Source organism: Amycolatopsis sp. cmx-4-54, assembly GCF_046548895.1.
GTDB lineage: Bacteria > Actinomycetota > Actinomycetes > Mycobacteriales > Pseudonocardiaceae > Amycolatopsis.
This window is the reverse complement of record NZ_JAEBEJ010000017.1, coordinates 73,575-86,878: the sequence shown is the minus strand read 5'-3', so window position 1 is coordinate 86,878 and position 13,304 is coordinate 73,575. Positions and strand designations below refer to the sequence as shown.

Annotated in this window: 13 protein-coding genes; 6 read left to right on the top strand and 7 right to left on the bottom strand. The window is 68.9% G+C overall.

What is annotated here, in order from left to right:
• Positions 1 to 11: 11 nt before the first annotated feature.
• The 4 genes from ACLJQ7_RS38445 (at position 12) to ACLJQ7_RS38430 (ending at position 4,551) form a co-directional block, all read left to right on the top strand.
• The gene (locus ACLJQ7_RS38445; protein ID WP_410653105.1) at positions 12 to 2,177 is read left to right on the top strand and encodes a YcaO-like family protein; all 2,166 of its coding nucleotides are present in this window, start codon (positions 12 to 14) and stop codon (positions 2,175 to 2,177) included.
• Positions 2,177 to 3,385 carry an MDR family MFS transporter gene (locus ACLJQ7_RS38440; RefSeq protein ID WP_410653104.1) on the top strand — a complete coding sequence of 403 codons (1,209 nt, stop codon included), beginning with the start codon at positions 2,177 to 2,179 and terminating at the stop codon, positions 3,383 to 3,385. The genes ACLJQ7_RS38445 and ACLJQ7_RS38440 overlap by 1 nt, the downstream gene beginning before the upstream one ends.
• Entirely contained in the window at positions 3,375 to 3,842 is a 468-nt protein-coding gene (locus ACLJQ7_RS38435) for a GNAT family N-acetyltransferase (protein WP_410653103.1), read from the top strand. Before ACLJQ7_RS38440 ends, ACLJQ7_RS38435 begins: the two co-directional genes overlap by 11 nt.
• Before the next feature lie 88 nt (positions 3,843 to 3,930).
• Entirely contained in the window at positions 3,931 to 4,551 is a 621-nt protein-coding gene (locus ACLJQ7_RS38430; RefSeq protein WP_410653102.1) for a PadR family transcriptional regulator, read from the top strand.
• Here the strand turns inward: ACLJQ7_RS38430 and ACLJQ7_RS38425 are convergent.
• On the bottom strand, positions 4,497 to 5,336 hold the full coding sequence (locus ACLJQ7_RS38425) for a class I SAM-dependent methyltransferase (RefSeq protein ID WP_410653101.1): 840 nt from the start codon (positions 5,334 to 5,336) through the stop codon (positions 4,497 to 4,499). The two genes, ACLJQ7_RS38430 and ACLJQ7_RS38425, sit on opposite strands and share 55 nt — an antisense overlap.
• Positions 5,337 to 5,451: 115 nt before the next feature.
• On the opposite strand from ACLJQ7_RS38425, the gene ACLJQ7_RS38420 reads away from it, so the two are divergent.
• Complete coding sequence (locus ACLJQ7_RS38420) at positions 5,452 to 6,297, top strand: VOC family protein (RefSeq protein WP_410653100.1); 846 nt, start codon at positions 5,452 to 5,454, stop codon at positions 6,295 to 6,297.
• A gap of 40 nt (positions 6,298 to 6,337) precedes the next feature.
• Here the strand turns inward: ACLJQ7_RS38420 and ACLJQ7_RS38415 are convergent, their stop codons facing one another.
• The 6 genes from ACLJQ7_RS38415 to rpsB form a co-directional block, all read right to left on the bottom strand.
• Positions 6,338 to 7,849, bottom strand: a complete 1,512-nt coding sequence (locus ACLJQ7_RS38415) for a carboxylesterase/lipase family protein (RefSeq protein WP_410653210.1) — start codon at positions 7,847 to 7,849, stop codon at positions 6,338 to 6,340.
• A gap of 82 nt (positions 7,850 to 7,931) precedes the next feature.
• On the bottom strand, positions 7,932 to 8,846 hold the full coding sequence (locus ACLJQ7_RS38410) for a phosphatidate cytidylyltransferase (protein ID WP_410653099.1): 915 nt from the start codon (positions 8,844 to 8,846) through the stop codon (positions 7,932 to 7,934).
• Complete coding sequence (gene frr, locus ACLJQ7_RS38405) at positions 8,846 to 9,403, bottom strand: ribosome recycling factor (protein WP_410653098.1); 558 nt, start codon at positions 9,401 to 9,403, stop codon at positions 8,846 to 8,848. The genes ACLJQ7_RS38410 and frr overlap by 1 nt, the downstream gene beginning before the upstream one ends.
• 51 nt (positions 9,404 to 9,454) lie before the next feature.
• Positions 9,455 to 10,198 carry a UMP kinase gene (gene pyrH, locus ACLJQ7_RS38400; protein ID WP_005154669.1) on the bottom strand — a complete coding sequence of 248 codons (744 nt, stop codon included), beginning with the start codon at positions 10,196 to 10,198 and terminating at the stop codon, positions 9,455 to 9,457.
• A gap of 92 nt (positions 10,199 to 10,290) precedes the next feature.
• The gene (gene tsf / locus ACLJQ7_RS38395) at positions 10,291 to 11,115 is read right to left on the bottom strand and encodes a translation elongation factor Ts (protein ID WP_410653097.1); all 825 of its coding nucleotides are present in this window, start codon (positions 11,113 to 11,115) and stop codon (positions 10,291 to 10,293) included.
• Positions 11,116 to 11,206: 91 nt separating this feature from the next.
• Positions 11,207 to 12,079: a 30S ribosomal protein S2 gene (rpsB, locus tag ACLJQ7_RS38390; RefSeq protein WP_410653096.1), complete on the bottom strand. Its 873-nt coding sequence runs from the start codon at positions 12,077 to 12,079 to the stop codon at positions 11,207 to 11,209.
• A 381-nt stretch (positions 12,080 to 12,460) separates the two neighbouring features.
• Here rpsB and ACLJQ7_RS38385 point away from each other — a divergent pair, with 381 nt between their 5' ends.
• Positions 12,461 to 13,066 carry a murein hydrolase activator EnvC family protein gene (locus tag ACLJQ7_RS38385; RefSeq protein WP_410653095.1) on the top strand — a complete coding sequence of 202 codons (606 nt, stop codon included), beginning with the start codon at positions 12,461 to 12,463 and terminating at the stop codon, positions 13,064 to 13,066.
• The last annotated feature ends 238 nt before the right edge of the window (positions 13,067 to 13,304 follow it).

Sequence of the window (13,304 nt, the reverse complement as noted above, 5' to 3'; positions counted from 1 at the left end):
TGGGGTTTGCCATGGGGTCCGAAGAGATCAGACCGCGGCTCGACGGAATCGAGATCACCGATCTCGAACCGGAGCTCTGCTTTCTCGTCACGCCCAACGGGGGACAGTTCTACGTCGCCGCGCCTGCCAAGGAGTTCCGCGCTTGGGCGAGCCGCTGCGACGGCACCCGGACCCGCGCCGAGCTGCTGGCCGGCATGGATCCGGACTACGAGGAAATGATGGAGATCCTCGAAGCGGACGGCTGCCTCCGCCCCAGCCGGGACACCGGGCCGGACCACGCCGCCACCTCGATCCTTCTCACCGGCTCGCCCGCGCTCATCGAGCCCTTGGCGGAAATCCTCGGCGGCAGCGGGTACGCGAGCGTCGAAACGGTCCCCTACTTCCACGATCTGTCCGAACGGGACACGGAGGACGCGGTCGTGGTCGCGGCCTTCGATCACCCCGCCTACACCGAATTGATCGCGCTGGACGCGTTGTGCGCCGGCAACGGAGTGCGCTGGCTGCCGTTGCGCAGGGAACGCGGCCGGGTGATCGCCGGACCCGCGATCGCGCCCGGCGGCATCGATTTCGCCGACGTCGTCGCGCGGCGCCGCTCCGCCGCGCAGGACCCGCGTGTCGTCGAGGCGTTCCTCTCGGCCCCCTCGGACTCCACCCCGCTTCGGCCAGGCGATGCCCGCTGGGTGCTGACGACGCTCGCCGTCCACCTCGAACGGTGGCTCTCCGGCGGACGATCCGGCATGACCACCGGCGAGATCGAACTGAACCCGGCGGACCTCACCGAGATCCGCCGCCCGATCCTCCCCGTACCCGACCGGGCCCGGCCCGTTCCCGCCACGACCGACCCCGAACTGCTGGTGGACGACCAGACCGGGATCGTGACCGGTGTCGGCGAAATCCCGCCCGCCCCGGGCATGCCCGCCCGGCTGCGGGTCTGCGCGGTCGATGTCGCGGACATGCGCCGGGTGACGAACTGGCCCAACGACCGCCAGGCCTTCGGCACGTCGTGGCACGACTTCGACCTCGCGCGTCAATCGGCCATCGGCGAAGCGGTGGAACGCTACTGCGGAAGCTGGCTCGCTCCAGAGCGCGAAGTGTGCTTCGGCAACTACAAGCAATTCACTCGCTACGGGATCCCCGCACTCGACCCGCGGCGGCTGAACCTCTACTCGGCCACGCAGTACCGGTCCCCGGGGTTCCCCTTCGCGCCACTGACCCAGGACACGGAATGCTCGTGGGTGGAAGGCTTCTCCCACACCACCGACGAACCCGTCTGGGTTCCGGCGTTCCTGCTCTCGAACGAACGCCAGCCGGGGGAAGCGTCTTTCGCCGATCCACTGATCGCCGGCCTCGCGAGCGGGACCACCGAGGAGCACGCCGTCACCTCCGGCCTCGAAGAGGTCCTCGAGCGCGACACGACCATGCTCTGGTGGGCGAACACGCCACGCCTCGGCAGGCTCACGATCCCGGACGAGATCCGGTCGCTCATCGCCGACGCCACCGACGACTACGAGGTCACGCTCATCCATCTGGACAACGAGTTCGATGTCCCGGTGGTCGCCGCGGTGGTACTCGACCGCGTGAAACGCTGGCTGTCGATCGGCTTCGCGACGCGGCCGGACGCGATGGAAGCCGCGAAGAAGGCGCTCGCCGAAGGCTTCACGCTCCAGCACACCTGCCGCGCCCTCGATGACGAACGTGAGCTGTCCGGCATGCGACGGGACCTGCCGCATCTGGGCAACCTCAAGCCGTACCGGGCCGATCGGCGCTACCTGGACTCATACCGTGAGGACTTCGCCGATGTCGCGGATCTCCTTTGCCAGCAACAGATCTACCTCGATCCCCGCGCCGTGGACCACGTGGCGCCCTGGGTCATGGACCTGCCGAGCCGCGGTTGGGACGACCTTCCCGCCCTCGGGGAACGGCGGCTCAAGGCCTACCGAGCCCGTGTCGAAGCCCGGGGATTCGAGGTGATCAGCGTCGACCTGACGACCTGCGACGTCGCGGCCGCCGGGTTCCACGCCGCGCATACGCTGGTCCCGGGGCTCGTTTCGAACTTCCCCGCCGGATCGCCGTTCTGGGGCAACGGGAGGATCGCCGACGCGGCGGTGGGACTCGGCTGGCGGGACGAACCGCTCGCCGAGCACGAACTCAACGTCTTCCCGCTCCCCCACGCGTGATGGCCGCCGCCGACCTGCTCGGTCTCCCGAGCACTCGCGGCCGGTTCCCGCTCATCGCGGCGCAAAGCGTCGACGCGCTGGGAACCGGCTTGTTCCTGCCGTTCGCCGTCGTGTACTTCCACGCGGCGAAGGGACTATCGCTGACGGCCGTCGGGGTGGCGCTGTCGATCGCGGCGATGATCGCGCTGCCGTCGGGACCGCTCGCGGGACGGCTGATCGACCGGTTCGGGCCGGGCCGGATGGTGATCACCGCCAACCTGATCCGCGCGGTGACCTTCACCGGCTACCTCTTCGCCGGCGAGACATGGCATCTGGTCGTCCTGGCCGCGGTGACGTTCTGGGGCGAGGGGATGTTCTGGCCGTCGACCGGCGCGCTGGTGGCGCAGGTGGCCGACGACGGCCAGCGCGCCCGCTGGTACGCGATGGAACGCGCGCTGCGCAACGTCGGCATCGGGCTCGGCGGGCTCCTCGGCGCCGCGATGGTCGCCTGGGGCGGCACCGGCGGCTACACGGTGATCGTGCTGGTCAACGCGGCGAGTTTCCTCGTCGCCGCGGTTCTCGTCGCGTCGTGGCGAGCCCCGGCGAGCACGCCTCGCGAGACCGCATCCGAGGCCGCTCACCCAGGCGGCTACCGGAAGGTGCTCGCCGACCGGATCTTTCGCGGCGTACTCGTGACCGTCTTCGTCTTCGCGTTGTGCGACCTGGCGCTGACCGTCTTGCTGAGCGCGTACGTCCTCGACGGCCTGAAGCTGCCGGCTTGGCAGCCGGGAGTCCTGTTCGCGATCAACACGGTGCTGGTCGTGCTCGCGCAGACCGTGGTCTCGCGCCGGGTCGAACGGCGTCGCATGCCGCGCACGCTCCAGGTCTCGGCCGCGGTGTGGGCGGTGTCGTTCGTCCTGTTCGCACTGGTGCCCACCGGGCGGCCCACGATGGCGTTCCTCGTGCTCACCCTCGCGATGATCGTCTTCACCGGTGCCGAACTGCTCCAGGCGCCGACCAGCAGCGCGCTGACCGTCGCGATCGCCCCGGCGCGGCTGCGCGGCCGCTATCTCGGCCTCGAAGAACTCGTGTGGAGCGCGGCGCGGGTGATCGCCCCGGCGACGTTCACCTGGCTGCTGTCACACGGCGCGGCGTTGCCGTGGCTGGTGCTGATCGGCTGTTGTGGCGTGGCGCTCCTGGTACTGGGCAGACTGAACCGTGCGCTCTGAACTGGACGACGTCTATCGCCGCGTCTACCGCGAACCGCCGTACCTCGAAGGCGAGGACGACGTCGCCCGGTTCGGCGTGCTGTTCGCCGAGCACGCCGAACTCCCGGGGTTCGCCATGACGACGGTGCGCGAGGCCGGGGCACTCGGCGGCTTCGCCTACGGGGTCCGGAAAGAAGCCGGCTGGTGGCCCGAACGCGCGACGGCTCCGGCGCCTTCATGGCTCGACGGCGAAGAGCTGTTCTATGTGTACGAGCTGGCACTCCTCCCCGAGCTCCGCGGTCGCGGATTCGGCCGCGCTCTGCTCGATGACCTGCTGAAAGAGCGGCCCGAGCGGTTCGGCGTACTGGCATCCCGCGTCGAGGCGCCTGCCCGGCGGCTGTACCGCCGTTGGGGCTGGCGGAAGGTCGGCGAGTTCGACTTTGGCGGCATCGATCTGCTCGCGCTCGACCTCTCCTGAGACCCAGATCACCTGAAACGGGTTGTCGTACGACTGTTTCCGATATATCGTGAACATGTCGGAACAGTACGTAGAGAGGATTCACATCATGCGACGACGACCTTTCCCTCCAGAACACGGCCGACCGGCCTTCGGACCTTGGGCCCGCGGCGGCGGCTTCGGCGGCTTCGGCGACTTCCCGCCGGGTCCCGGCGGACCGGGCCATCGGCACCGGCACGGCCGCCGTGGTGGCCCCGGACGGCGCGGCAAACGCGGTGACGTCCGCGCCGCGATCCTGGCGCTGCTTTCCGAGCAGCCGAGGCACGGCTACGAGATCATCCGCGAGATCGGCGAACGCAGCGGCGGCTTCTGGAAGCCGAGCCCCGGCTCGGTCTACCCGACCCTGCAGTTGCTGGCCGACGAAGGCCTGGTGATCAGCAAGGACGAGAACGGCAAGAAGCTGTTCGAGCTCACCGAATCCGGCCGCGCCGCGGCCGAACAGCAGGACACCGTCCCACCGTGGGAGCAGATCGCCCACGACGTCGACCCGGCCGAGGTCAACCTGCGCAAAGCTGGCGCGACCCTGGCCGCGGCGGTCGCGCAGGTGATGCACGCCGGCACCGAAAGCCAGCAGGCCCGCACCGTCGACGTGCTCAACGAGGCACGCCGGACGATCTACGGCATCCTCGGCGAGGCGGAGGACACCACTCCGGACGAGGACGCGGAGTGACCTGGCACGACGAGGCCGGTGGGCTTGGCGCGCGTATGCACGCGATAGCCCACCGGCAGCGTCAGCCGCTTCTCCCCGGAACCTGACGAAAACTCGTTCAGGCGCCGGACCTCCGCGATCGCCTTCGCCGCGACCGGAGCGCTGAACTCGATCTTCAGCACCGCTTCCATCGCGGCGGCGTCCTCGAACAGCCACCGCGTCATCACCTTGCGGCAGCCGAATCCCTGACGGGCGAAGAACTTCTCCACCCCGGGCGGGTCGTAGTGCGGCAGATCCAGCCGCATCCAGCGTCCGTAGGGCTCACTCGCCACATCGAGATCCACGATCATCATCAGCCCGCCCGGCCGCAGCACCCGCTCCGCTTCGCGAAGCCCTGGTTCACAACCGGGGCCGAAGAAATACGCGGTGCGCGCGTGGACGACGTCGAAAGCCGCGTCCGGCAAAGGAAGCCGCTGCGCACGCCCGTGCCGCACCTCGACGTTCTCCAGTCGCCCCGCCCGTTTCCGCGCGTCGTGCACGAGCGGCTCATGGGGTTCGATCCCGACCACCGACCGCGCCGTCGCGGCGAACCGCGGCAGGTGGAAACCGTCACCGCAGCCGATGTCGAGTACGTCCGCGCCCGACCAATCGCGGAACCCGGCGAGCACGCGCCAGATCTCGTCGTCGACGTCCTGCGCGCGGTTCTCGACCTCGTAGGCCTCTTGGTAGTACCAGATGTTCGGGCTCGGCAGCACCTCCTCACCGCCGCGGCGGAAGGAGGAGAGGGCTCGGGGAAACCAGCGCACGGAAGCTCCAACGAAGGGACACCGGGCGGGGTTCCGGGTCATCCGGATCGAAATCCTTGACGGAAACAATGCGGTCAGCGACTAGACTTTACTCCCACCGGTAAGGGAGAACCGCATGTCGCTCGGCTCGGCCGCCCACACTTCCGTCATACCTTCGGGAATCCCGTGCTGGATCGAGCTCGCGTGCAGAGACGAAACGGCCGCGCAGACCTTCTACAGCGGGCTTTTCGACTGGGAATTCGTCGTCCAGCGTGATCCGGCGACGCCGACCGGCCGCTACTCGATCGCGACGCTGAACGACGTCCCGGCCGGTGGTCTGTACCGCGCGGGCACGGGCGGTCCGGCAGGCTGGAGCGTCCACATCTCGGTACCCCAGGCGGCCGCCGCCGCCGAATGGGTGGACAGTCTCGGTGGCCGGGTCACGCTCGGACCGGTGGCGATTCCCCATCGCGGCAACATCATCCACGCCGTCGACGCGTGCGGCGCGCACGTCGTCTTCTGGGAGCCGCCCGCCACCTGGGAGTTCGCGACAGGAGTGCCGAACACCTTCAGTGGCGCGGATCTCAACACCCACGACGGCGCGGCGGCGGATCACTTCTACTGCCGCCTCTTCAACTACACCAGCCACCAGATCGGCGACGGCGCCTCGCTCGACTACGCCGAATGGCTCATCGAGCACGAACCCGTGCTGTACCGGTACGTGATGGGTTCGGAGTACCGGCCGGACACTCCCCCGCACTGGATGGTCTACTTCGAACTCGATCCGGCCCGCGGCGCGGACGCCGCGGCGGGACAGGCCTTGATGCTCGGCGGCGCCGTCGTGGTCCAGCCCTACGACACCCCGTACGGCCGGATGGCGATCCTCGCCGACCCGGACGGTTCGGTGTTCGCCGTGATCGACCACTCCCGGGCCGCCGAGGGCTGGGGCACCGCCGAAGTCGACGATCCGTACGACGACTGAACCGAAGTGCCGGGGTGACCGCGTCACCCCGGCACTTTCGTCAGAGGCCCGCCCAGAATCCGCAGTCGTGCACGGCCGCGAGGTCGACCGGGCGGATCTCGCCCGGCGCCAGCGACTGCGTCCGCGGCGAGGGACGCCACTTCGGCAGTTCTTCGCCGTTCGGATCACCGGTGCGCGCGAACGCGGTCCAGTACTGAATCATTCGCGCCGCGAGTTCCTGCTGCGGTGGCGTCAATTTCCCGGGAAACCCCGTTAAATCAGACAAATAAGCCAATTCTCCGCCATGGGCCGCGCCGAGACGCATTCCCGGCGGAGCGGGCACGAGCGGCGGAGCGTCCCGATCGGCGAACTCGTAGCCGAAGGTCCGGGTGTGCTCGCGCAGCAACCGCTCGGTCCCCACCTGCGGGCAGCCCCAGATCCGGTCGGTCATCGCGTCCGCGAACGCCATCGCCGGGCCGCCGTGCCTCGCCGACGGGTACCGGGCGGCGACGAGCGGCGCCTTCTCCCCGAACGCCGTCCGCAACAGCTCTTGGTAACGCTCCTCGGTGAACGGATGTCCCGGGAAGAGGGCGATGAACAGTCTCGCCTCGTCCCTGGTGACCCCGGTCAGCACCGGGACGCGGGCGAAGAGGCCCGCTTTCAGCGCCTCGGCCGGATGCTCGGGCAGCAGACCGGTGCCGAACGCGGGTGCCGCGATCGGTTGGCCCACCAGATCCTTGACCGGAAGCCGCCGCATGCAGGCGACGTCGGCGCAGCCGAGTTTCTTGGCACCTTCGGCGCCCATCGCTTCGACGTCCGCACGGGAGAGATACGGCGAACCGGCGGGCACGCCGGGGAAGAACCCGCCGTCGGGCCAGGTCAGCGTGCACGGACCGCTCTGGATGATCGCGCGGTGGACCAACCCCGCGGCCGAGGGGGAGGTCAGCTGGACGCAAGTGCTCATCGCACCGGCGGATTCGCCGAAGAGCGTGACGTTCCGGGGATCTCCCCCGAAGGCGCGCGCGTTGCGCTGCACCCAGCGAAGCGCGGCCTGCTGGTCATGAAAGCCGAAGCTGCCGGAGTCGCGTCCGAGTTCCGGATGCCCGAAGAAGCCGAACACGCCCAGCCGGTAGTTCACGGTCACCACCACGACGTCCCCGCCGAGGGCCATCCGTTTGAAGTCGTAGTCGCTGCCCGCACCGGAAGTGAAGCTGCCGCCGTGCACCCAGACCATCACCGGACGCGGCTTGTGCGCCGGCTTCGCCGGGCTGATCACGTTGAGATACAGGCAATCCTCGTCGTCGCTCGGAGCCGCGTCGAGCCCCGGCCCCTGCGCGCATCGAGGCCCCGGTGCGCTCGCGTCCCGCACGGCGGTCCACGGCGCGGGTCTCTGTGGCGGGGCCCAGCGCAGGTCGCCGACCGGGGGCGCGGCGAACGGGATACCTTGGAAACTCCGGTATTCGCCGGTGCTCACACCGCGAACGGGACCGGAGTCCGTGCGGACGATCGGGCTTTCGCCCGCCTCCGCGACGGTCGTCGTCAGTGCGCCGAACGTCAGCACGCTCAGCGCCATGGCCAGAAGTCGCTTACTCACCTGTTGAGTTCGCATACTCCGACCTTGGCCCAGCTCGCCGGGCTTGTCACACAGGTTTCGCCTAAACGGGGATGAACGCCGAGAGCAGCAACCAGGAGACGACGGCCGAAGGGAGCAACGAGTCGAGCCGGTCCATCAGCCCGCCGTGCCCCGGCAGCATGTTCCCCATGTCCTTGACGCCGAGGTCGCGCTTGATCAGCGACTCGACGAGGTCGCCCAGCGTCGCCGTGCAGACGATCGCCGCGCCGAACAGCACGCCCTGCCAGGCGTGACCGTCGAGGAGAAGGCTCAGGGTCAGCGCGCCGGCGACCACCCCGGCCACGAGCGAACCGGCGAAGCCTTCCCAGGTCTTCTTCGGGCTGATGCTGGGCGCCATCGGATGCTTGCCGCCCAGTACACCGGCGATGTAGCCGCCGGTGTCCGAAGCGACCACACCGATCATGAACGCCAGCACCCGGCCGACGCCGTCCGCCGGCGGGACCAGCATGGCGGCGAAGGCACCGAAAAGCGGGATGTACGCGACGGCGAAGACCGACGCGCTGATGTCGCGCAGGTAGCCGTCCGCGCCGCCGGGCAACCGCCACAGCAGGCAGACGAGCACCGTCAGCACGAACGCCGTCAGCGCGCCTTCACGGCCGTACGGCCACGCCAGCCAGATCATCGCCTGACCGCCGACGAGCACCGGGACCAGCGCGATCCGGATACCCGCCGCGCGCTTCAGTGCCCCGGCCAGCTCGATCGTGCCGACCGCGATGGCGATCGCGATGATGCCGATGAACAGATAGCGCACGGTGAGCAGGGACGTGACGATCGCCGCGCCCAGCAGCAGCCCGACCCCGATCGCGGCGGGCAGGTTGCGGCCGGCGCGGGAAGCCTTCTTCGCCGGTTCCGGCACGGTTTCAAAATCCGGCGCTGTGGCCGGAACCGGTTCCGGGTTCTCCACCCGGTCCTCGCGTTCCTCGCTCACCTGGCTCATCAGACCTCGAGTAGCTCTGCTTCCTTGTGTTTCACCAGCTCGTCGACCTTGTGACTGTAGGTGTCGGTGAGGTTCTGGAGTTCCTTCTCGGCGTGGACGACCTCGTCCTCGCCGGCCTCGCCGTCCTTCTTGATCCGGTCGAGTTCTTCCTTGGCCTTGCGGCGGACGCTGCGGATCGAGACGCGGGCGTCCTCACCCTTGGCCTTGGCGACCTTCACCATCTCCTTGCGGCGCTCTTCGGTGAGCTGCGGGATGACGATGCGGATCACGTTGCCGTCGTTGCTCGGGTTGACGCCGAGGTCCGACTCGCGGATCGCCTTCTCGATGGCGTTGAGCGAGGTCTGGTCGTAAGGCTTGATCAACGCCATCCGGGCTTCGGGGATGTTGACGCCCGCCAGCTGGTTCAGCGGGGTCGGCGCGCCGTAGTAGTCGACGACAACGCGCGAGAACATCCCAGGGTGGGCCCGGCCGGTGCGTACCGACGACAGGTCCTCCTTGGCGACGGACACCGCTTTTTCCATCTTCTCCTCGGCGTCGAGGAGGGTCTCGTCGATCACGGCAACTCCCGTAGTTGTGTATTCGTACCGATTGCGAAGGTCAGAGCAGGACTACGCGGGCACCCCGTCGGCGGGGGTGTCGACCAGGGTGCCGATCCTCTCACCACTGACCGCGCGGGCGATGTTCCCCTCGGTGAGCAGATTGAACACGATGATCGGCATGTTGTTGTCCATGCACAGGCTGAACGCGGTGGCGTCGGCGACCTTGAGGTCCCGTTCCAGCACCTCGCGGTGGCTGATCTCGTGGAACATCTCGGCCGTCGGGTCGCTCTTCGGATCCGCGGTGTAGACGCCGTCGACGGCCTTCGCCATCAAGACGGCCTCACAACCGAGTTCGAGCGCGCGCTGCGCGGCGGCGGTGTCGGTCGAGAAGTACGGCATGCCGACCCCGGCGCCGAAGATGACGACGCGGCCCTTCTCCAGGTGACGCTCGGCGCGGCGCGGGATGTACGGCTCGGCGACCTGCCCCATGGTGATGGCGGTCTGCACGCGGGTCGGCAGGCCCTCCTTCTCCAGGAAGTCCTGCAACGCCAGGCAGTTCATGACGGTGCCGAGCATCGCCATGTAGTCCGCGCGGTCGCGGTCCATGCCGCGCTGCGACAGTTCCGCGCCGCGGAAGTAGTTGCCACCACCGATCACGACGGCGATCTGCACGCCCGTCCGCGCGACGTCGGCGATCTGCTGGGCGACCGAGTGCACCACATCCGGATCAACCCCGATGGAACCGCCACCGAACATCTCGCCGCCCAGCTTCAGCAGCACCCGCCGGTATCCGCCTTCGACCCGGACACCCATGTCGCCCTCCCTAATGCTCCGAACCCGACTGTGCCCCGTCCCCGATGGACGGAGACGGGGCACAGTGGTGATTCTTGTGTTCCGCGCCTGGATCAGGCCTGGCCGACCTCGAACCGGGCGAACCGGCTCACGGCCACGCCGGCCTCGTCGAGCAGGGCCTTGACGGTCTTCTTGTTGTCCTTGACCGACGGCTGCTCGAGCAGGACGTTGTCCTTGTAGTACGCGTTGACCTTGCCCTCGATGATCTTGGGCATGGCCTGCTCCGGCTTGCCCTCTTCGCGGGCGGTCGCCTCGGCGACGCGGCGCTCGTTCTCGACGATCTCGGCCGGGACCTCTTCGCGGGTGAGGTACTTGGCCTTGAGCGCGGCGACCTGCATGGCGGCGCCACGAGCGGCCTCCGCGGCGGCCTCGCCCTCACCGGTGTACTCGATGAGCACGCCGACGGCGGGCGGGAGGTCCGCACCGCGACGGTGCAGATACGTGGTGGTGGTGCCCTCGTAGGCGGCGACACGGCGCAGCTCGAGCTTCTCACCGATACGGGCGGCCAGCGCCTGGACCTGCTCGTCGACGGTCTTGCCGTCGAGCGAGGCGGCCTTCAGCTTCTCGACGTCGCTGGTCTTCTCGGCCTTCGCGACCTCGACGATCTTCGCGGCGAGGGCCTGGAAGTCCTCGTTCTTCGCGACGAAGTCGGTCTCGGAGTCGAGCTCGATCAGCACGCCGCCGTCACCGGCGACGAGGCCCTCGGCGGTGGCGCGCTCGGCGCGCTTGCCGACGTCCTTGGCGCCCTTGATGCGCAGGAACTCGACGGCCTTGTCGAAGTCGCCGTCGTTCTCCTCCAGCGCCTTCTTGCAGTTCATCATGCCGGAGCCGGTGAGCTCCCGGAGACGCTTCACGTCTGCGGCGGTGTAGTTCGCCATCGTGGGTGTGTCCGTCCTTTTTCAGGTACGAGAAGTCTTTTGGGGAAGTCACCCGTAGGGCCGCCGGGAGGCGGCCCCACGGGCGGGTCGATCAGGAGGAGGCGGTGGCCTGCTCGGCCGGAGCCTCGGTGGCGGCCTCGGTCGCGGCGACGGCTTCCTTGGCGTCCGCGGCGGCGGTCTCGGAGCCGGCGAGCAGCTCCTTCTCCCACTCGGCCAGCGGCTCGTCCGTGGCGACGCCCGCCTCGGGCTTGGCGTCGGCGGAGGAACCGTTGCGGCTGGAGCGGGCCATCAGACCGGCGGCGGCGGCCTCGGCCACGACCTTGGTCAGCAGCGCGGCCGAACGGATGGCGTCGTCGTTACCCGGGATCGGGTAGTCGACCTCGTCCGGGTCGCAGTTGGTGTCCAGGATCGCGACGACCGGGATGTTCAGCTTGCGAGCCTCGCCGACGGCGATGTGCTCCTTCTTCGTGTCGACGATCCACACGATGCTCGGCACCTTGGCCATGTCGCGGATACCGCCGAGGGTCTTCTCGAGCTTGTCCTTCTCACGGGTGAGCGTGAGGATTTCGCGCTTGGTCAGGCCGGCGAAGCCGCCGGTCTGCTCCTGCGACTCGAGCTCCTTCAGGCGGAGAAGACGCTTGTGCACCGTCTGGAAGTTGGTCAGCATGCCACCGAGCCAGCGCTGGTTCACGTAGGGCATGCCCACGCGCGAGGCCTCGGCGGCGATCGCTTCCTGAGCCTGCTTCTTCGTACCGACGAACATGATGGTGCCGCCGTGCGCGACGGTTTCCTTGATGAACTCGTACGCACGGTCGATGTAGGTCAGCGTCTGCTGCAGGTCGATGATGTAGATGCCGTTGCGCTCGGTGAAGATGTAGCGCTTCATCTTCGGGTTCCACCGACGGGTCTGGTGCCCGAAGTGCACGCCGCTGTCGAGCAGCTGCTTCATGGTGACGACGGCCATTGCCGGAATCAACCTCTTCTGTGTCGTGCGCGCCCGGCTCCGCCGGAACGCGCTTGCTCGGTTCGTCGCTCTCGGCCGGGTGGCCGATCGCCCTGGTGCCGATGCTCGGGCCCGGACCCGGGAGCGAAGTACCCCAGGGACCGCCGGGCCGTGTGCCCCCGGCTGTCCTGACCCTCCGTGAGGAGATCGGCCATCGGGAGCGCGCACATGCACGCGAAGTCAGTCCGCTGCCGCGGACCGCGCAAAAGAGTCTACTCCCTGTCGCCACCGGGTACCGCACCGGCAGCCCCTGATGAGAGGGGTTGTCCACAACCGCCTCGGTTATCCACAGATTCCACCGGCGCGCCCCGCCCGCCACGCCGGTACCCCAACCTGGAACCCATGACACCCACAACCGCTTCCCGCCCTGTCACCAGGCATTCCTTCGCGATCGACCGCACCGGCGGCAGGCACCGCCGCCCAGGGCACGCCCGGCGCCTTCCCCGCCTCGCGATCTTCGCGGCCGTGCTCGCGATCCTCACCTCCGCGACGATGCCCGGGACGGCGAGAGGGGCGCCCTCCCCGCTGGGACGCCTCTCCTGGCCGCTCCCACCGACACCGAGCGTCACCAGGTATTTCGAACCGCCCTCGACGCCGTACGGCCCCGGCCATCGGGGCGTCGACCTCGCCGCGCCACCGGGTGCGAACGTGCTCGCGGCCGCCGAAGGAGTGGTGATGTTCGCCGGGCAGGTGGCGGGCCGCGGCGTGGTGTCGATCGATCACGACGGAGGGCTGCGCACCACCTACCAACCGCTCGCCCCCACGGTCACCGCGGGTGATCAGGTCTACCGGGGCCAGGTGCTCGGCACACTCGCGACGGGCCACCCGAGCTGCCCGGAGCCGGCGTGCCTGCATTTCGGCGTCCGGCGGGGCGAGGAGTACGTCGACCCGCTCACGTTGATCGGTGAACCGTCCGAGACCCGCCTCAAACCCTGGGAGGGAGACTGAGCCGTGCCTTGCGAGGTTCCGATGGTCGTGCCGTCCGCCCCATCACGCGCGCCGTCCGCCCAATCACGTGCGCCGTCCATCCGATCACACGCGCCGTCCGCCCAATCACGCGCGTCGTCCGCCCGATCACGCGCGCCGTCCGCCCCATCACACGTGTCGTCCGCCCAATCACGTGCGCCGTCCGCCCAATCACGTGCGTCGTCCGCCTGATCACGCGCGTCGTCCGCCCAATCACGCG